The sequence below is a fragment of the Mycobacterium szulgai genome (assembly GCF_002116635.1).
GTDB classification, from domain to species: domain Bacteria; phylum Actinomycetota; class Actinomycetes; order Mycobacteriales; family Mycobacteriaceae; genus Mycobacterium; species Mycobacterium szulgai.
Window position 1 is genome coordinate 79,648 of the sequence record NZ_LQPW01000163.1, and the last position, 22,394, is coordinate 102,041.

A 22,394-nucleotide genomic window follows, 5' to 3' on the forward strand; every position below is an offset into this window, starting at 1 on the left:
GTTGCACCACCATGTTAAGATGTCGGATTTTTCGAGGCTGAGGGCGCATTTCGTTGGTCACCGTACACCCGCACGCAGTCGTGGTGGTGACCGTCGATAACCCCTTATCCGCTCGCGGACGCTCGCGCGTAATCCGGCGGATATCCAGGGCGTCGGGGCTGAGCCAGTGGGGGATGAGCGTCGGCAACAACGTAATTGCGGCGCGCAATCAAGGCAGGCAGTCAAGAAGTAGGACATGACGAGGCCGCCGCCGGGTTCGCTCACACGGGCACGGTCGGCTGAGGAGGGGTGGTGTTGGACTTCGGGGCATTACCGCCGGAGATCAACTCGGGGCGGATGTATGCCGGTCCGGGATCAGGGCCGATGATGGCTGCCGCGGCGGGCTGGGACGGGCTGGCCGCAGAATTGGGCACGGCCGCCGCGGGTTACGGTGCGGTGATTACCGAGCTCACCAGCGCACCGTGGGTGGGACCGGCCTCTACCGCGATGGTGGCTGCGGCCACGCCCTATGTGGCGTGGCTGAATGACGCCACTGAACAGGCCGAGCAGGCCGGCATGCAGGCCCGGGCGGCGGCGGCGGCTTATGAGACGGCGTTTGTGATGACGGTTCCACCTGCGCTGGTAGCGGCCAACCGCACGTTGTTGCTGACGTTGATTGCAACGAACTTCTTCGGGCAGAACACACCGGCGATCGCGGCCACCGAAGCCCAGTACGCCGAGATGTGGGCTCAAGACGCCGCAGCGATGTACGGCTATGCGGCATCCTCGGCGGCCGCTTCGGAGTTGAGTCCGTTCCTGCCGCCACCGGCTACCGCCGACGCTGACGCAGTCGCCGGGCAGGCCGCCGCCGTCGGCGAGGCTGCGGCGTCTGCCGCTGCGAACTCCGCGGCCACGGTCCTACCCACCACCGCGCTATTAAGTACGTTGGGATCGTCGATATCGACCACGTCGCCGGTGGCCGGGGTCAATTCGATATTGACGCAATTAGGCTTTTCGCTTAACCCGTCGTCTTTGGCGCTGCCACCTTGGTTCCTGGGGCCGACGGGGTTGATTGCCACCGCATTTGGCGATTCGACCAATATTTGGAACTCGGTTACCAACTATCCGTATTTCGCGTTGGGATCGGTCAATTCGCTCGTCGCGTGGGGCGGCGGTCTATTGCCCGGTGCCCCGGCGCCCAATCCCGCGCTGGGCGGAGCGCTCGCGCCGCCGGGCGCGGTGGGCGGCTCCTGGGGCGCACCGGCTGCCAGTTTGGGCAAGGCCGGCGTCGTCGGCCGGCTGTCGGTACCACCGACCTGGGCCGCCACCACAGTCTCCAACATCACCCCGCTATCGCCTGGAACCGGCGGCATAGAGGGTTTCAACAGTGCCGCGAGCAATGCCGGAACCTCCGGCTTGTTGCGGGGGCTGCCGCTGACCGGTGCGGGTCGGCGCACCGCGGGCTACGTCAACAAATACGGGTTCCGTTACAACGTTTTGGCCCGTCCGCCGTCGGCGGGATGAGGCGACAGGGAGGCACATGAGAACCGCGACCAATGATTGGAGCGACGTGATGCATGTGGAGGTGCAACTGCTGGCCCGTTGCCGCGGGCTACTGCAAGTAAATGCTCGATGCCGATAAAACTACATCCGGCGACTGTGGCGTGAATTTCTTGAAGGGGAAAGCCACAGGGCTATTTGAGGAGGGAAATTAAATGTCGTTCGTAACCACACATCCAGAAGCATTGTCGGCGGCTGCCGCCACGCTACAAGGCATCGGCTCCGCTCTGAGCGCGCAGAACGCAGCCTCTGCAGCACCGACCACCGGGGTGGTTCCAGCCGCAGCCGACGAGGTGTCGGCGCTGACGGCGGCACAGTTTGCCGTCCATGCCGAGATGTACCAGGCCGTCAGTGCCCAGGCGGCGGCCATCCACGACATGTTCGTCAAGACCTTGGGCGTCAGCGCTGGGTCGTACGCGGCTACCGAGGCCGCTAACGCGGCCGCAAGCAGATAAGGGGTCAAGCGATGGATTTCGGGGCGTTACCGCCGGAGATAAACTCCGCGCTGATGTATGCCGGCCCTGGGTCAGGGCCGATGGCAGCCGCCGCCTCGGCGTGGAACGGGCTGGCCGCGGAGCTGAATTCCACCGCCATGGCCTACGACACGGTGATCACCGGGCTGAGCAGCGAAGAATGGCTTGGCCCGGCGTCGGCATCGATGGCTGAGGCAGTGTCGCCCTACGTGGGGTGGATGAGCGCCACAGCCGGGCAGGCCGAACATGCGGCCACGCAGGCCACCAGCGCAGCCGCGGCGTACGAGGCCGCACACGCTGCGATAGTGCCACCCGAGCTGGTCGCGTTGAACCGTGCGGAGCTGACGCAACTACTGACCACCAACGTCTTCGGTCAAAACACGAACGCGATCGCGGCCCTCGAAGCGCAATACGGGGAAATGTGGGCACAGGATGCCGCGGTGATGTATCAGTACGCAGCGTCGTCGACGACCGCCACGAAGATAACGCCGTTCGCTGCACCGCCGCAGACCACCAGTCCAGCCGCCGCGGCAGTGCAGTCGGGAGCGGTCACCGGCGCGGTAGGCAACGCGGCCGGCTCGGCGCAGCAATCGTTGTTGAACCTGGTCAATGGGCTGCAGGCCCAGTTGGCGGGCCTCGCGTCGCCTGGCAATGTAGCCCTTTTGGGGCTTACGCCGACGAGCGAGACGCTGGCGGGGACGGTTTTCGCCCCGAACTCCGTCATGGGTTCGATCCTTACCGGAATCGGCGGGAACAGCACGGTGAACCCGGCGTGGCTCATCACCGCCTTCAGGAACTTTGCCGGCCCCATTTACAACATCGAGGGTCTGCCGTACTTCTCCACCGGCATGGCAAACACGCTGCTCTCCCTCAGTAAGGGACTGGCACCGGCCGCCGCATCGGCCGGGGGTGCGGCAGCCGCCAAAGGCTTGGCCGGCCTGGGCGGATTATTCGGCGGTGGCGGCGTCGGGGGAGTCGCGGCGGGCATGGGCCAGGCGGCCTCAATCGGGAAGTTGTCGGTGCCGGCGGCAATCGCTGGCTTGGGGCCGTCGATCGGCCACGCGGCGCCGCTGCCGGTGAGTACGGTCAGCGCCGCCCCGGACGCCGGTGTGGGAAACCTGCTCGGCGGCATGCCGTTGGCAGGTGTGGGAGCTGGCGCGGCCGGCGCCGGTCCCAAGTACGGCTTCCGGCCGACCGTGATGGCCCGTCCACCGTTTGCTGGTTAGCCCGGATGGGATTGCCAGCAGTGCACGACTGTCCTCGGCAGGTGGTTCTGACATGGTTTTCGTGACGCGAGATTTTTTTCGCGGCGGCGCTCCGATGACGCGGGACCCCCTGAGCCGGGCCTGCATAATGGCCTGCCAACCAGGTCACACGCTGTTACTGTGTCGTTACAGCAGGTGAATTCGTCGTGGCATCCAGTGAACAAATGCGAACAGGGGGCGTCGAAGGCGACCTGGTGCGACCTAGTCATCTACTCTCTTGCAAAGAGCGGTAGCTGGGGATCATTCAAGAGAGGAAAACAGCATGTCGTTCGTGACCACACAGCCGGAAGCCTTGGCTGCGGCGGCCGGAAATCTGCAGGGTATCGGCTCGGCGATGAACGCCCAGAATGCTGCTGCGGCAGCGCCGACCACGGGGGTAGTGCCGGCAGCCGCCGACGAGGTTTCGGCGCTAACAGCGGCTCAGTTCGCCGCCCACGCCCAGATGTACCAGGCCGTCAGTGCTCAGGCCGCCGCAATCCACGAGATGTTCGTTAACACGCTGGCAACGAGTTCCGGCTCGTATGAGGCCACTGAGGCCGCCAACGCGGCCGCTGCGGGCTGATCGGGCGGACGGTTCCAGGGCGCGGGACGGATCAGCTCGGACATGAGTTCCGCGGCAACCGCCCGCCGGCCGGTGGATCTTTCGTCAACCCCGACACCGGGGTCGAGGTTGCACGTCCATCACACCGTGATGGGCAAGCCGGTTCCCACCGGTTGAATGAGATGGGGAGGGGGGGGTCATCCGTAGTTCGGATCGGCGGATGCGCCACGGCGCAGCCGGTCCGGCCATCGTCGTATTAGCGACAGATGATCTAACCGTCAGGTAACAAGAATTAAGGAGACAGGCAAGTGACCACGCGTTTTATGACTGACCCGCACGCGATGCGCGACATGGCGGGCCGCTTTGAGATGCACGCCCAGACCGTCGAAGACGAGGCCCGCCGCATGTGGGCGTCCTCGCAGAACATCTCGGGTGCCGGCTGGAGCGGTCTGGCCGAGGCCACCTCGCTGGACACCATGGGCCAGATGAACACCGCTTTCCGCAACATCGTGAACATGCTGCACGGCGTTCGCGACGGCCTGGTTCGCGACGCGAACAACTACGAGCAGCAAGAGCAGGCTGCACAGCAGACCCTCAGCAGCTAGCCACCAAAGCCTCAGCTGCGTAGGCTTTCTCACGACAGGAGAACACCAATATGACCATTAATTACCAGTTCGGGGATGTCGACGCGCACGGCGCTCTCATCCGCGCACAGGCCGCAAACCTGGAGGCCGAGCACCAGGCCATCGTTCGCGATGTGCTGGCTGCCGGTGACTTCTGGGGCGGCGCCGGTTCGGTGGCTTGCCAGGAGTTCATCACCCAGTTGGGTCGCAACTTCCAGGTGATCTACGAGCAGGCCAACGCTCACGGGCAAAAGGTTCAGTCCGCCGGCAGCAACATGGCGCAAACAGACAGCGCCGTCGGCTCCAGCTGGGCCTAAAACCGAACTTCAGGCGCGGCAGCACACCACCAGCCGGTGTGCTGCCGTGTCCTGCAGTCGATCGGAACTGGAATGGCACTGGAATGACCGAGGACCTCTGAGGTAGGGATGGATCAACAAAGTACCCGCACCGACATCACCGTCAACGTCGACGGCTTCTGGATGCTGCAGGCGCTGCTGGATATCCGGCACGTCGCGCCCGAGTTGCGGTGCCGGCCGTACGTATCCACCGACAACAACGACTGGCTGAACGAGCATCCCGGTATGGCAGTCATGCGCGAGCAAGGCATCGTCGTCGGCGACGCCGTCAACGAGCAGGTGGCCGCCCGGATGAAGGTGCTCGCGGCGCCGGACCTGGAGGTCGTCGCGTTACTCTCGCGCGGCAAGTTGCTCTACGGAGTAGTCGAGGACGAGAACCAGCCGCCGGGCTCGCGCGACATCCCGGACAACGAGTTCCGCGTGGTGTTGGCCCGCCGTGGCCAGCACTGGGTGTCTGCGGTCCGGGTGGGCAACGACATCACCGTCGACGACGTATCGGTCGCTGACAGCGCGTCGATCGCCGCGCTGGTGATCGACGGTTTGGAGTCGATCCACCACGCCGATCCGGCAGCCATCAACGCGGTCAACGTCCCTCTGGAAGAGATGCTCGAGGCAACGAAGTCATGGCAGGAATCGGGCTTCAATGTCTTCTCCGGCGGCGATCTGCGCCGCATGGGCATCAGCGCTTCCACCGTGGCCGCGCTGGGGCAGGCCCTGTCGGATCCGGCCGCCGAGGTCGCCGTCTACGCGCGCCAATACCGCGACGACGCCAAGGGCCCCAGCGCCTCGGTGCTGTCGCTCAAAGACGGATCGGGCGGGCGCATCGCCCTGTACCAGCAGGCGCGGACCGCGGGGTCCGGCGAGGCCTGGCTAGCAATTTGTCCGGCTACCCCGCAGCTGGTGCAGGTAGGAATTAAGACGGTTTTGGACACACTGCCCTATGGGGAGTGGAAAACACACAGCAGAGTTTAACAACGCTGTTACGAAAAACGCAGTGCAGCAACAGTTTTAAACATAAAGTGCGAGCTAGATGCGGACGAGGCATACTGCTCTAGAATCGGCTGCAAAAACTGAAAATGTACGTCAACCACAACTATTAGTCGCGAGGCGAGGCAAATGGATTGGGAGTTAGTCGAGCCGCAGCTCCTGGGGGGGCATCACCCCTCGGGCACTTCGGTGAGTACACCGAAAGCGCTCCCCGCGCGGCTTGAATCACGGGGTAATACGTTCGCCACGTCAGGGGGTACGGGACGATGACCGCAGTAGCTGATGCACCACAGGCAGAGGTAGAGGGCGTCTCATCGCCCCGGGCCGTCGTCGTCGGCATCATGGCCGGCGAGGGCGTGCAGATCGGCGTGCTATTGGACGCCAACGCGCCGGTTTCGGTGATGACCGATCCCCTGCTGAAGGTGGTCAACAGTCGCCTCCGGGAGCTCGGTGAGAATCCGCTGGAAGCCACCGGACGCGGCAGATGGGCACTGTGCCTCGTCGATGGCACCCCATTGCGCGCCACCCAATCGCTGACCGAACAAGACGTCTACGACGGCGATCGGCTGTGGATTCGGTTCATCACCGACACCGAGCATCGGTCGCAAGTCATCGAGCACATCTCCACCGCGGTGTCGTCCAACCTCAGCAAGCGATTCGCCGCGATCGACCCGGTGGTCGCCGTGCAGGTCGGTGCCACCATGGTGGCGAGTGGCGTCGTTCTGGCGTCCGGAGTGCTCGGCTGGTGGCGCTGGCACCACAACTCCTGGCTGACCACCATCTTCACGGCGGTGGTCGGAGTGCTGGTGCTGACCGTTGCCATGCTGCTCCTGATGCGGGCAAAGACGGACGCGGATCGCCGCGTTGCCGACATCATGCTGATGAGTGGCATCGTGCCGGTGACGATCGCCGCAGCGGCCGCACCGCCGGGCCCGGTGGGTTCACCCCAGGCCGTGCTGGGCTTTGGAGTCCTGGCGGTCGCAGCCACGCTGGCCCTGCGCTTCACCGGTCGCCGGCTCGCGATCTACACCGCCGTGATCACGATCAGCACACTGACGACGATCGCGAGCCTGTGGCGGATGGTGGCCGCGAGCAGTGCGGTGACCCTGTTCAGCAGCCTGCTGCTGGCCTGCGTGTTCCTCTACCACGCCGCGCCGGCGCTGTCTCGCCGGCTGGCCGGCATCCGGTTGCCTGTCTTCCCGTCGGCCACCAGCCGATGGGTTTTCGAGGCCCGACCCGATCTGCCGACGACCGTGGTGAGGTCCGGTGGCGGCCTGCCGACCTTGGAAGGTCCGGCGTCGGTGCGCGACGTGCTGCTGCAGGCGGAACGCGCTCGGTCGTTCTTGAGTGGCCTACTGATCGGACTCGGCGTCGTGGTCGTGATATGCGCGACCGCGTTGTCCAACCCACACACCCACGAGCGCTGGCTGCCACTGATCCTGGCCGGGTTCACCGCGGGATTCCTGCTGCTGCGCGGCCGCTCGTACGTCGACCGCTGGCAGGCGATCACCCTCGCCGGTACTGCGGTGATCATCGTGGCCGCGGTATGCGTGCGCTACGCGGTGGGACTGCACTCGCCGTTGTCGGTGTCGATCACCTCCGCGATTCTGGTGCTGCTGCCGACCGCGGGGCTGACGGCGGCCGCGGTGGTGCCCAACACCATCTACAGCCCGCTGTTCCGCAAGTTTGTGGAGTGGATCGAATACCTCTGCCTGATGCCGATCTTCCCGCTGGCATTGTGGTTGATGAATGTCTACGCAGCGATCAGGTACCGGTAGCAGCAAATCGTGGCGTGGTCGCGTAACCACCGCGACCGTCGCCGCGATGCTGCTTGCCTCCGGTGCGTTAGCCGGCTTGCCGCCCGCTTCTGCAATATCGCCGCCCACGATTGATCCAGCCGCAGTGCCGCCCGACGGCCCGCCCGGACCGGTGGCGCCGATGAAGCAGAACTCCTACTGCACTGAGGTAGGGGTACTGCCGGGCACCGACTTTCGGTTGCAGCCGAAGTACATGGAAATGCTGAACCTCAACGAGGCGTGGCAGTTCGGGCGTGGCGGGGGAGTGAAGGTCGCCGTCATCGATACGGGCGTGACGCCACACCCCAGGTTGCCGCACCTGATCCCCGGCGGTGACTACGTGATGGCGGGCGGAGACGGATTGTCGGACTGCGACGCCCACGGCACCATCGTGGCGTCGATGATCGCCGCGGCGCCGGCCAACGGCGCGGTCCCGCCGCCGGCGGCACCGCGCCGGCCCGTCACCATTCCCACCACCGAAAAGCCTCCGCCGCCGCAGACGGTGACGCTGTCACCCGTCCCGGGTCCAACCGTGACGGTCATCCCGGCTCCGCCGCCGTCGCAGGAAGGAGCCCCGCCGGGGCCGGCACCCGGACCCGGGCAGGCGCCGTCTGGCAACCGCGGCGGTGGCACGGTGACCATTCCCGGCTACTCCGGCGGCGCGAAGGTGGCCCCCGTCGACCACCCGCACCCGCTCGCCCCGTCGACGACCACTACCCCTGCACCGCCCGCGCCACCGCCGCCCCCCGCCCCGGGTGGGGCGCCGGCGCCGGACGCGTTTGTCGGGATCGCACCGGATGTCGACGTGATCTCGATCCGGCAGTCCAGCCAGGCCTTCGGCCTCAAGGACGCCTACACCGGCGACGAAGATCCGCAGACAGCGGCAAAGATCGACAACGTCCAGACCATGGCGCGCGCGATCGTTCATGCGGCCAACATGGGCGCTTCGATCATCAACATCTCGGACGTCACCTGTATGAGCGCGCGCAACGTGATCGACCAGCGGGTGCTTGGTGCCGCGGTGCATTACGCGGCCGTCGACAAGAATGCGCTCATCGTCGCCGCTGCCGGCGACAGCAGCAAGAAGGACTGCAAGCAGAATCCGATCTTCGATCCGCTGCAGCCCAACGATCCTCGCGACTGGAACGCCGTCACCACCGTGGTGACTCCGTCCTGGTTCAGCGACTTCGTTTTGACCGTCGGTGGAGTGGACTCAAATGGTCAGCCACTGAGTCAAATGAGTATCGCCGGACCTTGGGTGTCGATAGCGGCGCCGGGCACCGATGTCGTCGGGCTTTCGCCCCGCGATGACGGTCTGATCAACGCGGTCGACGGCCCGGACAACACGTTGCTGGTTCCGGCCGGGACCAGCTTCTCGGCCGCGATCGTGTCCGGCGTAGCGGCGCTGGTGCGGGCCAAATTCCCTGAGCTGTCGGCATACCAGGTCATGAATCGGCTGATTCACACCGCCAGGCCGCCCGCTCGCGGTGTGGACAATCAGGTCGGTTACGGTGTGGTCGACCCGGTCGCGGCGCTGACTTGGGATGTGCCGGAAGGCCCCGCCAAGCCACCGAAACAGCTGTCGGCGCCACTGGTGCTGCCAAAGCCGCCCGCAGATCGGAATATGGTGCCAGTCTGGGTGGCAGCCGGGGGACTGACCGGAGCACTACTGATAGGCGGCGCAGTGTTTGGTACGGCGACGTTGATGCGGCGATCAAGGAAGCAGCGATGAAGGCTCAGCGCAGGTTCGGGTTGTCGTTGTCGTGGCCGCGGCTGACAGCCGTGTTCTTGGTCGACGTCCTGATTCTGGTGGTGGCAAGCCATTGCCCGGAGTCGTGGCAGGGCGAAAACCATGTGGCGTGGTGGGTAGGTGTGGGCCTCGCGGTGCTGGTGACACTGCTGTCAGTGGTCACCTACCACGGACTCACGGTGACGTCCGGTGTGGCGGCATGGCTGTGGGATTGGTCTGCTGACCCGGGCACGGCGCTGGCCGCCGGATGCACGCCGGCGCTGGACTATCAGCGCCGGTTCGGGCGTGACACCGTCGGCGTGCGCGAGTACCGGGGCCGGTTGGTCACGGTGATCGCCGTGGACGGCGGCGAAGGTGACCCGACGGGTCGGCATCGCCATCGGTCGAGTTCGTCGGCGCCCGTTGTGTCGGTGGCCGCGGTCGCTGACGGATTGCGCCAGTTCGACATTCACTTGGACGGCATCGACATTGTGTCGGTGCAGGTGCGAGGTGGCGCGGAGGCGGCCAAAGCCTCGGCCTCACTAGAGGAGTGGGGGCCCGAAGAGTGGGGCATGGTGGGCGATGGCCCCGCGCCCGATCGGCGCCGTACCTGGCTGGTACTGCGAATGAATCCGCTGCGCAATGTCGCCGCTGTGGTGGCTCGCGATTCGTTGGCTTCGACGTTAGTCGCGGCCACCGAGCGGCTGGTTCAGGATCTGGATGGACAAAGTTGTGCCGCCCGCCCTTTGACTGCCGACGAGTTGGCTGAGGTCGACAGCACGGTTCTGGCTGATTTGGAGCCGACGTGGAGTCGTCCGGGTTGGCGTCACCTCAAGCACTTCAACGGGTTCGTGACAAGTTTCTGGGTGACGCCGGCCGACATCGAATCCGAGACGCTGGAGCAGCTGTGGTTGGCTGATGCCCCCGAAGTGGGCGCGACGGTGATCACCGTGCGGTTAACCACGCGGGTCGGACGGCCGGCGCTGTCGGCATGGGTGCGGTATCACAGTGCAGCTCGACTGCCCAAAGAGCTCTCGAGCGGGCTCAACCGGCTCACCGGCCGCCAGCTTGCCGCTGTACGCGCCAGCCTGCCCGCTCCCACAACCCGGCCCCAACTGGTCATCCCCAGTCGTGATCTGCGGGATCACGAGGAGCTCGAGCTCATAGTCAGCCACGAGACGGAGCACGCAACAAGCTCTTCCGCAGGGCAATGACCCGCGCGCAGTCCGCCGCCGAAGACGCCCGCAATGCCATGGTCGCCGGTCTGCTGGCGTCGGGAATCTCGGTAAACGGGCTGCAACCCAGCCACAATCCGCAGGTCGCCGCGCAGATGTTCACCACGGCTACCACCCGTGACCCCATGATGTGTGACGCCTGGCTGGCTCGGGTGCTGGCCGGCGACCAGAGCATCGAGGTACTCGCCGGCGCCTGGGCGGCGGTAAGGACGTTCGGGTGGGAAACCCGCCGACTGGGCGTCACGGATCTGCAGTTTCGCCCCGAGGTATCCGACGGCCTGTTCCTGCGCCTGGCGGTGACCAGCGTGGATTCGCTGGCCTGCGCGTACGCTGCCGTTCTCGCCGAGGCCAAGCGCTACAAGGAGGCGGCCGAACTTCTGGACGCCACCGATCCCAAACACCCTTTCGACACCGAACTGGTGAGCTACGTGCGGGGCGTGTTGTATTTCCGCACCAAACGCTGGCCGGACGTGCTGACTCAGTTTCCCGAAGCCACGCCCTGGCGTCATCCTGAACTCAAAGCCGCGGGCGCGGCCATGGCCACTACTGCACTGGCATCCCTCGGCGTCTTCGAGGAGGCCTACCGCCGCGCTTCTGAGGCCATCGAAGGTGACCGTGTGCCGGGCGCGGCCAACATCGCCCTGTACACCCAGGGCATGTGTCTGCGCCACGTCGGCCGCGAGGAGGAAGCCGTCGAGCTGTTGCGTCGCGTGTACTCACGTGACGCAAAGTTCACCCCGGCCCGCGAGGCGCTGGACAACCCGAACTTCCGGCTGGTCCTGACCGACCCGGAGACCATCGAGGCGCGCACCGATCCGTGGGATCCGGAGAGTGCACCGACCCGCGCGCAGACCGAGGCCGCCCGGCACGCCGAAATGGCCGCGAAGTACCTGGCCGAGGGCGATGCCGAGCTGAACGCGATGCTCGGCATGGAACGGGCCAAGCGGGAGATCAAGCTCATCAAGTCCACGACGAAGGTGAACCTGGCGCGCGCCAAGATGGGCCTTCCGGTACCGGTGACGTCGCGGCACACATTGCTGCTGGGGCCGCCCGGTACCGGTAAGACGTCCGTGGCACGCGCGTTCAGCAAACAGCTGTGCGGGCTGACGGTACTTCGCAAGCCAGTGGTGGTGGAAACCAGCCGCACCAAGCTGTTGGGCCGCTACATGGCCGACGCGGAAAAAAACACCGAGGAGATGCTCGAGGGCGCCCTCGGCGGTGCCGTGTTCTTCGATGAGATGCACACCCTGCATGAGAAGGGCTATTCCCAGGGGGACCCCTACGGCAACGCGATCATCAATACCCTGCTGCTCTACATGGAAAACCATCGCGATGAACTGGTGGTCTTCGGTGCCGGCTACGCCAAGGCGATGGAAAAGATGCTCGAGGTGAATCAGGGTCTGCGACGGCGCTTTTCGACGGTCATCGAGTTCTTCAGCTATACCCCGGACGAGTTGCTCGCGCTGACCCGATTGATGGGCCAGGAAAACGAGGACGTCATTACCGACGACGCGGTCCAGGTATTGTTGCCGTCCTACACCAAGTTCTATCTCGATGAGACCTATTCCGAAGACGGCGATTTGATCCGCGGCATCGATACCCTCGGTAATGCCGGATTCGTGCGCAATGTGGTGGAGAAAGCGCGCGACCACCGCAGTTTCCGGCTCGACGACGCGGTCCTCGACGAAGTGCTGGCTAGCGATTTCACCGATTTCAGCGAAGTGCAACTGCGCCGATTCAAAGAGCTGACGCGCGAGGATCTCGCCGAAGGCCTCGGCGCCGCGGTGGCGGAGAAGAAAACAAGCTGATCGCCCTTCTTCGTGGCGTCAGCAGCTAACCAGCTTCGGCTGAAACCATGAGCGTTGTAGCCTCCATTAGCGGCTGGCATTAATGCATCGCAATTAACTCGAGGTAACCGCCGCGAGTCGCTTTGACCCCGTATCCGCAGCGATGCCACGATGGCGCTGGCTGGCCCGTCAGATGAAGTTTCTGCACGAAAACAGGCTCGGAATTAACAATTGAAATCACACGGCGAAGGCCGCCGGAATGCGGCGCGACACGGGCATTCTATGGGTTGCGTCCAACTCGCTTCGGGCGGCGCGACAGCCGGATACGCTGTTTGTGCCGAAGCTCGGACGAGCGGGACGCCGTATCTGGCAAATTTTGCCGGACTACCCCATCCCACTTTGTGCAACACAACGGCACTCCCGGGTGACCGAATCCTGACGGGAGGTGGGGCGGGATTGATCTATTAACAGTAGTCGTACGGAGTTGATGATCGTTTCTTCCCGATCCGGTCACGGCGCGTTCTCCGCCGTCTGAAATCGACTGGCGCCGAGTATCCGAAACGCTGCGCAGCCATTGCGCACGTGCCATCGGCAATCCCCGACACCCGCCGCAGCGGCCGAGACCCCGATCCGGGTCGGACTATCTCAAAGGAGGAGTCCGATGTCTTCTGTGGGCACCCGACTCGAATCGCTGGAACCAGCGGCCGGTGAACTGCACAGCGTGTTACATCGCCCTGCCGCAAGCAAATTCGCGCTGCCCGTGGTCAACACGGCCATCGAAGCAGTAGCCGGTTAAGGGAGGCACAGCAATGGATTTCGGAGCATTACCGCCAGAAGTCAACTCGTTGCGGATGTATTCGGGACCGGGCTCAGCATCGATGCTGGCGGCCGTGACCGCCTGGGATGGGCTTGCCGCAGAGCTGCGTTCGACGGCCGCCCAATACCAGACGGTGATTTCGGTGCTGACCAGCGACGGCTGGCTGGGGCCGGCGTCGGAATCGATGGTAGCTGCGGTCACCCCGTACCTGTCGTGGATGACCATCACCGGCATGCAGGCTGAGCAGACTGCCCGTCAGGCAGCGGCGGCAGCGGGGGCATACGAATCCGCGTTCGCCATGACGGTGCCTCCGGCTGCCGTGGCAGCCAACCGCGCACAGTTACAGGCGTTGGTCGCGACCAATCTGATTGGCCAGAACACGCCCGCAATCGCGGCTACCGAAGCTGCTTACGGCGAGATGTGGGCCCAGGATGCGGCGGCGATGTACGGCTATGCCACCGGCTCTGCCGTGGCCTCGACGCTGGCACCGTTCACCCAACCAGCACAGGTGACGGACCCCAGCGGTCAGCTCCCGCAGGCCGAGGCGGTCGTTCAAGCCGCGGGCAACGCGGTCGGCAACCTCACCCAAACGGAATTGCCGCAGCTCATGTCCCAGGTGCCGGGGAGCCTGCAAGGACTTGCTTCCCCGGCTGCGGCGTCGCCGCTGGACGCCATTCCCGGATCGGGGTTGCTCGCGGACCTCTTGAATTTCCTGGACGGCAACGACGGCAATCCCTATGGGATCTTCTTCAATTCCTCGTTGGTGAACGGGTTCGTCTCAGCCGGATATATCAGCCCCGCGATCGTCACCCCCGCTGTCTGGGCGGGGATGGCAGATATCAATGCGGTAGCGCTCGGCTCGCAAGGGAGCGCATTACCGCCCATGGGCTCCGGCGAAGGAAACCCTACGTGGATACCAGCGGCTTCGCCGGACAGTGCCGTGAATGTGCCGATCCTCAACGAAATCAACACGGCGAGCTCAACGAGTACGGGTGCAGGGGTATCAGCCGGCATTAACCAGGCGGCGTTAGTAGGGCGTTTGTCCGTTCCGCAGAGCTGGACGGAAGCTACCGCGGTGGCCAACCACGCCGGTGCCGCGGCGCCCGGCGGCGGCTGGACCAGTACCGCCGCTGTCCCGCAAGCGGCCGCAGGTATGCCCGGCGTGCCAGGTATGCCCGCAGCGGGCATTTACGGCCACAGCTTCGGCAATGCCCCGCGATATGGGTTCCGCCCGACGGTCATGGGACGCCCGCCAGCCGCTGGATGACGGAAGAGCCACCAGATCATCGGCGGATATCGGCGAGTGCTGGCATCGGTAATCGGTGCCGCCTCGCGTGCGGTCATTAAAGGAGGTGCAGGCAATGGATTTCGGGGCGCTCCCGCCTGAAGTCAACTCCCTGCGCATGTATTCCGGGCCCGGCTCGGCGCCAATGCTGGCTGCCGCGACGGCCTGGGATGGCCTTGCCGCCGAAATGCATTTGACCGCAACGGCATACGAGTCAGCGATCTCAGCTCTGGTCAGTGAAGGCTGGCTGGGGCCGGCGTCGGCGGCTATGGTGTCCGCGGTCGCCCCTTATGTGACATGGATGAGCGACACGGGCCTGCTGGCCGCCCAGACCGCCAGTCAGGCCGCAGCAGCCGCGGCGGCGTTCGAGGCCGCGTTTGCCATGACAGTGCCGCCGGCGGTGGTCGCCGCCAACCGTGCCCGATTACTGGCGCTGGTGGCCACCAATTTTCTGGGCATAAACACACCTGCGATCGCGGCTACCGAGGCCGAATACGCAGAGATGTGGGCACAGGACGCGACAGCGATGTACGGATACGCCGCAAGTTCGGCGGAAGCCGTTGCGCTGGAAGCCTTTTCCGAACCCACCCAGATAGCCAACCCATCCGGACAGTACGCCCAGGCCGCAGCGGTCACTCAGGCGACTGACAGCCTCGCGCAAACCGAGCTGCCCCAACTCATGTCCGCGGTGCCGGCGACCCTACAAGAAATCTCATCACCGGCCGCAGCCTCACCGTTCGACGCCTTACCCCAGACCGGTCTGCTCGCCGACATCCTGAACTTCCTGGACGGCAACGACGGTAACCCTTACGGGATCTTCTTCAATTCCAACTTGACGAACGGATTCGTCTCTGCCGGCTACACGGCTCCCGGAGCGATCTTGCCGGCTATCACCGGCGCAATCGCCGACTTCAATGCGGTGGCCGTTGACGCCGGGCCAGAGGGCTCATTGGCGAGCGCCGGTTCTATCGCTGCAACGGACGCCGCAGCGACCGTGATCCAACCAGGCGTCGGGGGAGTCACCGCCGGCACTAATCAGGCGGCCCTGGTCGGCCGGTTATCAGTGCCGCCGAGCTGGACCGCGGCCGTCGAGGTAGCCACGAATGCCGGTAACCCGGTCACCGGTGCCGGCTTGACCGGGGCCGCCGCTGCCCCGGAAGCCACCTCAACCGTGCCCGGTGTACCCGGCATGCCTGGCGCTGGTGTGTACGCGCGCAGCTTCGGCAGTGGCCCTCGCTACGGATTCCAGCCGACGATAATGACGCGCCCACCATCCGGCGGATAACCGAACTTCAGCCGTACCTAACGGCAATTCTGCGTCGACCAGCGGATAATCGAAATTGTTTGCCGATGCCAAACGATTGTTCAGCTTTTGCGAATTAAGCATTGCAAATCGCTGAGCGCGTTGAGTTGACTACTCCCGCCCCGAGTGCCACGATGGCCTCTGCATGCACCTCGCTAGGTGAGGCGTCTGCACGGACACAGGCCACTGACCTCGAACGTCGAAAGACGCCCAGGGTCAGGACAGCTCTTCCCGGCTTAAGGGTTGAGCCCAAGTGGCTTTCGGCTGGTAAGCCGGATACGCCGTGTGGTGCCAAAGCTCTGTCGAGAGGGGTGTTGCTCAGCTTGACTTGTGCTGGGCTTTCATCCCTGCGTGTCGTTGACCGGCATCCCCGTGTGCCCCGGCCCTGAGGAGGTGAGAGCGAAGTGAGTCCCGGCGATAGTCCGTATCCGAGATCGAAGACCATTTCGTTTCGATCCGGCCCGGCCCAATTTTTCGTAATCTGATTCGGCTTTACCGCTAAATCCTCAACCGCGCACTCAAGTCTCGTGAGTGCGCCTGATTGGTGTGCGCGGAAATTAGCCATAGAACACAGAAATTGAAATATCGGGACGCCGGCTTCGGATCTTCCAGCTAGGAGAACCCCGCCATGACCGGCACACTGGACTTTGCGGCTCTGCCGCCCGAAATCAACTCCGCGCGCATGTACACGGGCGCGGGCTCCGGACCAATGTTGGCAGCCGCATCGGCCTGGAACGGGGTGGCCGCCGAACTGCGCGCCACCGCGTTGTCCTACCACTCGGTGCTCTGCGCGCTGACCGGCGAGGAATGGTATGGACCAGCCGCTGCATCGATGGCAGCCGCCGTCGCACCCTACGTGACGTGGTTGAGCACTACCGCCGTCCAGGCCGAGCAGTCCGCCGCCCAAGCCGAAGCCGCGGCGGGTGCCTACGAAGCCGCATTCGCCGCGACGGTGCCCCCAGCGGTGATCGCAGCAAACCGCACGTTGTTGAGGACGTTGATCGCCACCAACATCCTGGGCCAGAACACCCCGGCAATCGCCGCGACCGAGGCGCATTACCTCGAAATGTGGGCGCAGGACGCCGCCGCCATGTACGCGTACGCCGGCACCTCGGCCGTCGCCGCCCGGCTGACCCCTTTCGTCGGACCCCAGCCGACGACCAATCCCAACGGGCTGGCCGCCCAGGCAGCAGCCGTCGCCTCTGCCGGCAATCAGCAGAGCGCGCTATCAGAACTGATCGCGGCGATACCCAGTGCACTACAGGGACTTTCGGGATCCAACGGCACAACCATTTGGCAGATCATTTGGGATCTGCTGACTGGGTCTGGACCTGCCTGGTGGCAGACCTTCTGGAATGCGTGGGGGCCCAACGCGAATGTCTGGAACACCATAACTTCGACTGGGCTCTTCGTGCCGGGCAGCGCATTTGCTCCCTTCATGGCCAGCGTGCTGGCTGGTAACAGTGCTGCGGATGCGGCTGAGGCGGGTGCCGCAGCTGCCGCGACTGGAGTCGGCGATGCGGTGGCAAGCCCGCTCGCATCCGCGGGCGGACTGGGTGGCGCAGTATCGGCCGTTACGGGCGACGCCGGTATCGTCGGCAAGCTGTCGGTGCCGCCGAGTTGGCTTGCGGCCGCACCATCGACCAGTCCCGTCGGGGCAGCACTCGGGGGCACTCCGATGGTTGCGCCACCGCCGGCCGTGGCCGCCGGCATGCCTGCGGTTCCCATGGGCAATATGTCCGGTCAGCCCTTCGGGCGCGCAGTGCCCCAGTACGGTTTCCGTCCCACCTTCGTGGCACGCCCACCCGCCGCCGGATAGCCCGGCGTCCAGGAAATCTACAGAAAGTGGGCAGCTAGCTGACAGGCGTATGTAACAAGGCTGGCTTAACGCGTTGCGTACGCTCGCCTAGCGTTGGGAGAACGGACGACAACGGCTGGCGGTAGCGGTGGATCGCGGGAGGCTCATCGGGCGCCACGGATTGGAGGGGTAGATGCAGGCGATGGACGTTCGAGACCGGGCGACCCGTGGCGTCGAATCCAGGGTGACTTAGACCTCAAATACGGTCACGCAACAGCCTTGGGCGACTCGACTGCACATGTCGACGAGGCGGCCTTCGATGATGTTACGACCGCATATGACATTGATAAATAAATCACCGCCATAATGGTGGTGACGGATGGCTTCGAAAAAATCCATCGACGATGCGTTATCCGAATTTTAATCGTCGCATCTGTGACGAACCGGAGCAAAATATTCGCGATGGAGGCAACAAATGGCACGAAATCGCGGGTATCGACTACGCGCGTGCGGCCGGAAATCAACCCACACTTAAATCCGCTTGGCTTGTTTGCAGATGTACCCCACACATCGCTGCGAGCTGCTTTTTTACTGTTATTTACCGGTAGCTGCGCACGGGTCTCACTGGAGGTCAACGGGAGGTGAAACGCATTGTTTACGTTGCGCTTACGTGAGCGGAACCCAATGCAAATAAATTGCGCGCAGTATATCATTATCGGGCAGGGAGGCCTGGGGAAAGGCATGAAGCAGGGGAGGGAAAACCAATCGTGACACGGTCAGCGAATGGCGGGCCATGCGGGTTCGCCGTGGTTGAATGATTGGCTCACTTGCCCCGCACATTATTTGTATGTCTGGTGAGTCTGATGAGAGCCGGACTGATTCGTGTGCAGAACTACGAGGCCGTGATTACCATGACGGCAATATAGGGGACCGGAGGTAACACATATGGACTTCGGGGCGCTACCGCCGGAAATCAACTCCGGTCGGATGTACTTAGGCGCGGGTTCGGGGCCAATGCTTGCTGCAGCCGCAGCCTGGGACGAGGTGGCTGCGCAACTGCACGCTACGGCGGCGTCTTACGGCTCCGCGATCGAGGGGCTGACGGTCGGACCGTGGACGGGCCCGTCGTCGATCCTGATGGCGACCGCAGCGGCGCCATACGTGTCGTGGATCAGTGCGACAGCCGCGCTGGCCGAACAGGCCGCCACTCAGGCCAAGATCGCCGCGGCGGCCTACGAGACGGCGTTCGCCGCGACGGTGCCGCCGCCGGTAATCGAGGCTAACCGCGCGTTGTTGATGACGTTGATCGCCACGAATATCTTCGGTCAGAACACTCCGGCGATCGCGGCTGCCGAAGCCCACTACGCCGAGATGTGGGCCCAGGACGCCGCCGCGATGTACGCCTATGCGGCCTCGTCGGCGACCGCGTCGGCGTTGACGCCGTTCAACGAACCCCCGCAAACCACGAACCCGTCGGCGGCGGCCACACAATCGGCAACGGTGGCCCAAGCCGCCGGCAGCTCTACCGGCTCCGAAGTCACTTCTCAGTTGTCCCAGCTGATCTCGGCGATGCCGAACGCGCTGCAAGGCCTGGCGACAAACCCTTCCGCGGCTGCAGTGCCCGGCCTCACCTTGCCGCCGCTGCCGCCCTGGCTTGTAACCAACATCGCGAACTGGAACACCATCATGGCCACCCTCACCGGGCCGTACTCCATTCAGGGAATAACCTCCATCCCCGGTGGACCGTTCCTGTCGTTCGGCCAGGTATACGCCTATGCCCAGAACGGCCAGGGCCTGCAAGCCTTCTTCAGCCCCGCCAAACCCATCAGCGGAGCATTGGCACCCATCGCCCCGCAGCTGGGGGCGAACCTGACCGCCGCCGGCAGTGTCGGCGGCGCGCCCGTGGCATCGGGGGCCATGGGCCGTGCGGCGCTGGTGGGAAGTTTGTCGGTGCCGCAGGGCTGGACCACCGAAGCCCCCGCGATGCGAACGCTTGCCTCGATATTTCCCACCGGCTTGGCGGCCGCTCCGGCCGCCTCGCTGGCGGGTGAGGGCGGCGTGTTCAGTCAGATGGCGCTGTCAAGCCTGGCTGGACGCGCGCTGGGGACGACTGCGTTCGGTTCCAGCGGCGGCGCTGCAGCGCACGCGGTGGGTGGTGTCGTCGCCGAGGCTGACCCGGCCGCGGCCACCATCATCGTGATACCGGCGATCGAGGACTAGGTAAGGGGCACGCATGTTTTACGCAGCGCTACCGCCAGAGATCAACTCGGGCAGGATGTACACCGGACCAGGAGCAGAACCGATGCTGGCCGCCGCGGCGGCCTGGGACATGCTGGCCGCCGAGCTGCAGTCCACGGTATCCCTGTACACCTCGGCGATTTCGACGCTGGCCAGCGGACCCTGGGTCGGCCCGTCATCGATAGCCATGACCGCCGCCGTCGCTCCGTACCTGACTTGGATGAGTGCGACCGCCGCCCAGGCCAAAGAGACGGCAACGCAGGCCAACGCGGCGGCAAGCGCCTACGAAACCGCGTTCGCCGCGCACGTGCCCCCGCCGGTGATCGCCGCCAATCGCAGCCAACTGGCCATGCTCGTGGCGACGAACCTCTTCGGACAGAACACTTCGGCAATCGCCGCCGTCGAGGCTCAGTACGCGGAATTCTGGGCACAGGATGCTTCGGCAATGAACAGCTACGTAAGCTCGTCGGCGGCCGCCACCCAAGTCTCGGCATTCACCGAGCCGCCACAGATGACGAATGCGAGTGGTCTGGCCGGCCAGGCGGCCGCCGTGGGCCAAGCCGCCGGCGGCGCGGCCGCCACCGACCTCCAGTCGCTGTTAGCGGCGGCCGATCCGATTTCGACGCTGCTTCAGTGGGGCGCAGACCTTGCCACGGCGTATAACACCGCCGTCCCTCAGCTCATCAACGCCATCTTCGGCCCAACCACGGCTGCGACGTACACGAGTTTGTACCAAGCCATCAAGGTTCCGCTTGGCTTCACCACGCAGTTCAATGACATCGGGCTGATCATCAACTTCGTCGCATCGCAGTTCTTGAAATTCGCCACCAAACCCGGCGTGCTCGGCGAGTTGCCCAAGGACGCGCTGGGTGGCGGACTGGGAGTCGCCGGTCCGCACTGGGGCCGGGGCTGGTTGACCAGCTCGGTGAACCCGGTGGCGGCCGACTTGGGACGCGGCACCCTGGTCGGGAAGTTGACGGTGCCGCCGAGCTGGGCGCCGGCCACCCCGGGCATCCGGATGGTCGCTGCCGCGCTGTCGGCCGCTGGGCCAGAGGCGGTGCCGGCGGCGGCGCTCAGCGAGGGGAGCCTGTTCAGTGCGATGTCCAGCGCGGGGATGCTCGGTAGCGCCTTTGGCGCGGGAGCTCCGGACGCCTACGCACGTGTCGGCGTGAAAGGGCGCCTCACCAAGATCAAGGACCTCAAAGACAAACACTCGCCTGAGCAGTTAAAGCGTCTGGTCGCACAGATTTCGGAAAAACCTGAGAGCGTCCAGCATCACAACGTCGATCAAGAAGGGCTGGACAGCTTGCTTGAGCAACTGTCGAAGAAGCCCGGTATTCACGCGGTCCACCTCACCAAAGGCGACAAGCCAAAAGTCTTGCCGTCAGATGCCTCGTTGGGCTGACGGGCATGCCACCAGACATAGGAGAGTGTTAGCTATGAGACGGCTATTGGCGCTACTTGGCGTCGCGGCCATGATCGGTCTTGCCGCGCCCGCGTATGCCGATCCGGACGACACCCACGACGGTGACGACGCGGCGTTTCTGGCGGCGCTGCAACAAGCCGGCATCACCTATAGCAACCCGGCGTCGGCCATCGGCTCGGCGAAAGCGGTTTGTGGATGCCTGGATAACGGTGAATCGGGCCTGGAGCTACTCCACGACGTCAAGACCCGAAACCCCGGATTGGACATGGAAGCCGCGTCGCAGTTCGCCCTGCTCGCCTCGAAATATTACTGCCCTCACCACCTCAGCCACGCCTGACCCAAGTCGCCTTTGCTCTTGCCCGGGTCGTTAGCTTCGACTCAGGGCCACTTGCCGTTCACCTGAACGTGGTTAGCTGCCGCCGCGCCCGGCGGGTTCGGTAGCGGTGCTCAGCCCCGCCACAGGAAAGGAGTGCGCCGTCATGCAGACACTCAGCATCGCCGATTTCGCACTCCGGCTGGGCGTTGGAGTTGGCTGTGGTTCCCTGATCGGCTTTGAGCGGCAATGGCGGGCACGCATGGCCGGCCTGCGCACCAATGCTCTGGTGGCAACTGGCGCAACGTTGTTCGTGTTGTACGCGGCCGCAACCGAGGACAGCAGCCCCACCCGGGTCGCGTCATACGTGGTGTCAGGGATCGGGTTTCTCGGCGGCGGAGTGATCCTGCGCGAAGGCTTCAATGTCCGGGGCCTCAATACCGCCGCCACCCTGTGGTGCTCGGCGGCCGTAGGCGTGCTGGCCGCTTCGGGGCATTTGGTCTTCACGGTGATCGCCACCGGTACGGTCGTGGCAATCCATCTGCTGGGGCGCCCGCTAGGCCGCCTGATCGACCACGACAACAGCGTCGAAGAGGACGAAAGCCTGCAGCCCTATCAGGTGGAGGTGGTTTGTCGGCGCAAATCCGCAAAGTATGCGCGCGCCCAAATCGTCCAGCACACCAGCAACAACGACATCACGCTCTGGGGCATTCACACGAGTCCATCCGATGGCGACGACAAGGTCACCCTGGCTGCGCACCTGCTCATAGGCGGCCACGCACCGGCCAAGCTGGAGCGCATGGTGGCCGAATTGTCGCTGCAGCCAGGCATTTACGCCGTGCACTGGTATGCCGGTGAACAAGCGAGCGCGGATTGATCCTGC

General features: G+C 64.7%; 19 protein-coding genes and 1 riboswitch. All 19 genes read left to right on the top strand.

Translation table 11 applies throughout. From position 1 onward, the window contains the following. Positions 1–294 precede the first annotated feature (294 nt). Complete coding sequence (locus AWC27_RS24725) at positions 295–1,503, top strand: PPE family protein (RefSeq protein WP_139837200.1); 1,209 nt, start codon at positions 295–297, stop codon at positions 1,501–1,503. Positions 1,504–1,694: 191 nt separating this feature from the next. Further along, positions 1,695–1,994, top strand: a complete 300-nt coding sequence (locus tag AWC27_RS24730; RefSeq protein ID WP_083111336.1) for a PE family protein — start codon at positions 1,695–1,697, stop codon at positions 1,992–1,994. Positions 1,995–2,005: 11 nt separating this feature from the next. Beyond that, a complete protein-coding gene (locus tag AWC27_RS24735; protein ID WP_085672885.1) occupies positions 2,006–3,238 on the top strand; it encodes a PPE family protein in 1,233 nt (410 codons plus the stop codon). Positions 3,239–3,539: 301 nt separating this feature from the next. Then, positions 3,540–3,839: a PE family protein gene (locus AWC27_RS24740; RefSeq protein ID WP_083111338.1), complete on the top strand. Its 300-nt coding sequence runs from the start codon at positions 3,540–3,542 to the stop codon at positions 3,837–3,839. A 287-nt stretch (positions 3,840–4,126) separates the two neighbouring features. Continuing rightward, positions 4,127–4,423: a WXG100 family type VII secretion target gene (locus AWC27_RS24745; RefSeq protein ID WP_083111339.1), complete on the top strand. Its 297-nt coding sequence runs from the start codon at positions 4,127–4,129 to the stop codon at positions 4,421–4,423. 50 nt (positions 4,424–4,473) lie between these two features. After that, positions 4,474–4,758 (top strand): WXG100 family type VII secretion target, encoded by a 285-nt coding sequence (locus AWC27_RS24750; protein ID WP_083111340.1) that lies wholly within the window; start codon positions 4,474–4,476, stop codon positions 4,756–4,758. Between the two features lie 108 nt (positions 4,759–4,866). Continuing rightward, positions 4,867–5,769, top strand: coding sequence for an ESX secretion-associated protein EspG (locus tag AWC27_RS24755; RefSeq protein WP_085672886.1), 903 nt, complete (start codon positions 4,867–4,869; stop codon positions 5,767–5,769). Positions 5,770–6,050: 281 nt separating this feature from the next. Continuing rightward, on the top strand, positions 6,051–7,562 hold the full coding sequence (gene eccD, locus AWC27_RS24760) for a type VII secretion integral membrane protein EccD (protein WP_085672887.1): 1,512 nt from the start codon (positions 6,051–6,053) through the stop codon (positions 7,560–7,562). Beyond that, a complete protein-coding gene (gene mycP, locus AWC27_RS24765; protein ID WP_085672888.1) occupies positions 7,534–9,312 on the top strand; it encodes a type VII secretion-associated serine protease mycosin in 1,779 nt (592 codons plus the stop codon). Before eccD ends, mycP begins: the two co-directional genes overlap by 29 nt. Then, a complete protein-coding gene (gene eccE / locus AWC27_RS24770) occupies positions 9,309–10,523 on the top strand; it encodes a type VII secretion protein EccE (protein WP_085672889.1) in 1,215 nt (404 codons plus the stop codon). The genes mycP and eccE overlap by 4 nt, the downstream gene beginning before the upstream one ends. Beyond that, entirely contained in the window at positions 10,520–12,352 is a 1,833-nt protein-coding gene (gene eccA, locus AWC27_RS24775) for a type VII secretion AAA-ATPase EccA (protein ID WP_085672890.1), read from the top strand. Before eccE ends, eccA begins: the two co-directional genes overlap by 4 nt. A gap of 640 nt (positions 12,353–12,992) precedes the next feature. Then, on the top strand, positions 12,993–13,127 hold the full coding sequence (locus AWC27_RS32910) for a hypothetical protein (protein ID WP_264078830.1): 135 nt from the start codon (positions 12,993–12,995) through the stop codon (positions 13,125–13,127). A gap of 13 nt (positions 13,128–13,140) precedes the next feature. Continuing rightward, positions 13,141–14,415, top strand: a complete 1,275-nt coding sequence (locus AWC27_RS24780) for a PPE family protein (RefSeq protein ID WP_085672891.1) — start codon at positions 13,141–13,143, stop codon at positions 14,413–14,415. Between the two features lie 94 nt (positions 14,416–14,509). Then, the gene (locus AWC27_RS24785) at positions 14,510–15,718 is read left to right on the top strand and encodes a PPE family protein (RefSeq protein WP_085672916.1); all 1,209 of its coding nucleotides are present in this window, start codon (positions 14,510–14,512) and stop codon (positions 15,716–15,718) included. Between the two features lie 162 nt (positions 15,719–15,880). Then, a riboswitch (M-box (ykoK) riboswitch) is annotated at positions 15,881–16,054 on the top strand. Positions 16,055–16,364: 310 nt separating this feature from the next. Continuing rightward, a complete protein-coding gene (locus tag AWC27_RS24795) occupies positions 16,365–17,555 on the top strand; it encodes a PPE family protein (protein WP_085672892.1) in 1,191 nt (396 codons plus the stop codon). 924 nt (positions 17,556–18,479) lie between these two features. Then, the gene (locus AWC27_RS24800) at positions 18,480–19,754 is read left to right on the top strand and encodes a PPE family protein (RefSeq protein ID WP_085672893.1); all 1,275 of its coding nucleotides are present in this window, start codon (positions 18,480–18,482) and stop codon (positions 19,752–19,754) included. Positions 19,755–19,767: 13 nt separating this feature from the next. Beyond that, positions 19,768–21,177, top strand: coding sequence for a PPE family protein (locus AWC27_RS24805; protein WP_085672894.1), 1,410 nt, complete (start codon positions 19,768–19,770; stop codon positions 21,175–21,177). 34 nt (positions 21,178–21,211) lie between these two features. Continuing rightward, positions 21,212–21,535, top strand: a complete 324-nt coding sequence (locus AWC27_RS24810; RefSeq protein WP_083111351.1) for a DUF732 domain-containing protein — start codon at positions 21,212–21,214, stop codon at positions 21,533–21,535. Between the two features lie 142 nt (positions 21,536–21,677). Beyond that, complete coding sequence (locus AWC27_RS24815; RefSeq protein ID WP_085672917.1) at positions 21,678–22,388, top strand: MgtC/SapB family protein; 711 nt, start codon at positions 21,678–21,680, stop codon at positions 22,386–22,388. Positions 22,389–22,394 lie beyond the last annotated feature (6 nt).

Excerpts from the sequence above, each read along its gene's own strand:
- AWC27_RS24730 (WP_083111336.1), top strand. The coding sequence starts at position 1,695 with ATGTCGTTCGTAACCACACATCCAGAAGCATTGTCGGCGGCTGCCGCC.
- AWC27_RS24735 (WP_085672885.1), top strand. The coding sequence starts at position 2,006 with ATGGATTTCGGGGCGTTACCGCCGGAGATAAACTCCGCGCTGATGTAT.
- AWC27_RS24740 (WP_083111338.1), top strand. The coding sequence starts at position 3,540 with ATGTCGTTCGTGACCACACAGCCGGAAGCCTTGGCTGCGGCGGCCGGA.
- AWC27_RS24750 (WP_083111340.1), top strand. The coding sequence starts at position 4,474 with ATGACCATTAATTACCAGTTCGGGGATGTCGACGCGCACGGCGCTCTC.
- AWC27_RS24755 (WP_085672886.1), top strand. The coding sequence starts at position 4,867 with ATGGATCAACAAAGTACCCGCACCGACATCACCGTCAACGTCGACGGC.
- eccD (WP_085672887.1), top strand. The coding sequence starts at position 6,051 with ATGACCGCAGTAGCTGATGCACCACAGGCAGAGGTAGAGGGCGTCTCA.
- mycP (WP_085672888.1), top strand. The coding sequence starts at position 7,534 with ATGTCTACGCAGCGATCAGGTACCGGTAGCAGCAAATCGTGGCGTGGT.
- eccE (WP_085672889.1), top strand. The coding sequence starts at position 9,309 with ATGAAGGCTCAGCGCAGGTTCGGGTTGTCGTTGTCGTGGCCGCGGCTG.
- eccA (WP_085672890.1), top strand. The coding sequence starts at position 10,520 with ATGACCCGCGCGCAGTCCGCCGCCGAAGACGCCCGCAATGCCATGGTC.
- AWC27_RS32910 (WP_264078830.1), top strand. The coding sequence starts at position 12,993 with ATGTCTTCTGTGGGCACCCGACTCGAATCGCTGGAACCAGCGGCCGGT.
- AWC27_RS24780 (WP_085672891.1), top strand. The coding sequence starts at position 13,141 with ATGGATTTCGGAGCATTACCGCCAGAAGTCAACTCGTTGCGGATGTAT.
- AWC27_RS24785 (WP_085672916.1), top strand. The coding sequence starts at position 14,510 with ATGGATTTCGGGGCGCTCCCGCCTGAAGTCAACTCCCTGCGCATGTAT.
- AWC27_RS24795 (WP_085672892.1), top strand. The coding sequence starts at position 16,365 with ATGACCGGCACACTGGACTTTGCGGCTCTGCCGCCCGAAATCAACTCC.
- AWC27_RS24800 (WP_085672893.1), top strand. The coding sequence starts at position 18,480 with ATGGACTTCGGGGCGCTACCGCCGGAAATCAACTCCGGTCGGATGTAC.
- AWC27_RS24805 (WP_085672894.1), top strand. The coding sequence starts at position 19,768 with ATGTTTTACGCAGCGCTACCGCCAGAGATCAACTCGGGCAGGATGTAC.
- AWC27_RS24810 (WP_083111351.1), top strand. The coding sequence starts at position 21,212 with ATGAGACGGCTATTGGCGCTACTTGGCGTCGCGGCCATGATCGGTCTT.
- AWC27_RS24815 (WP_085672917.1), top strand. The coding sequence starts at position 21,678 with ATGCAGACACTCAGCATCGCCGATTTCGCACTCCGGCTGGGCGTTGGA.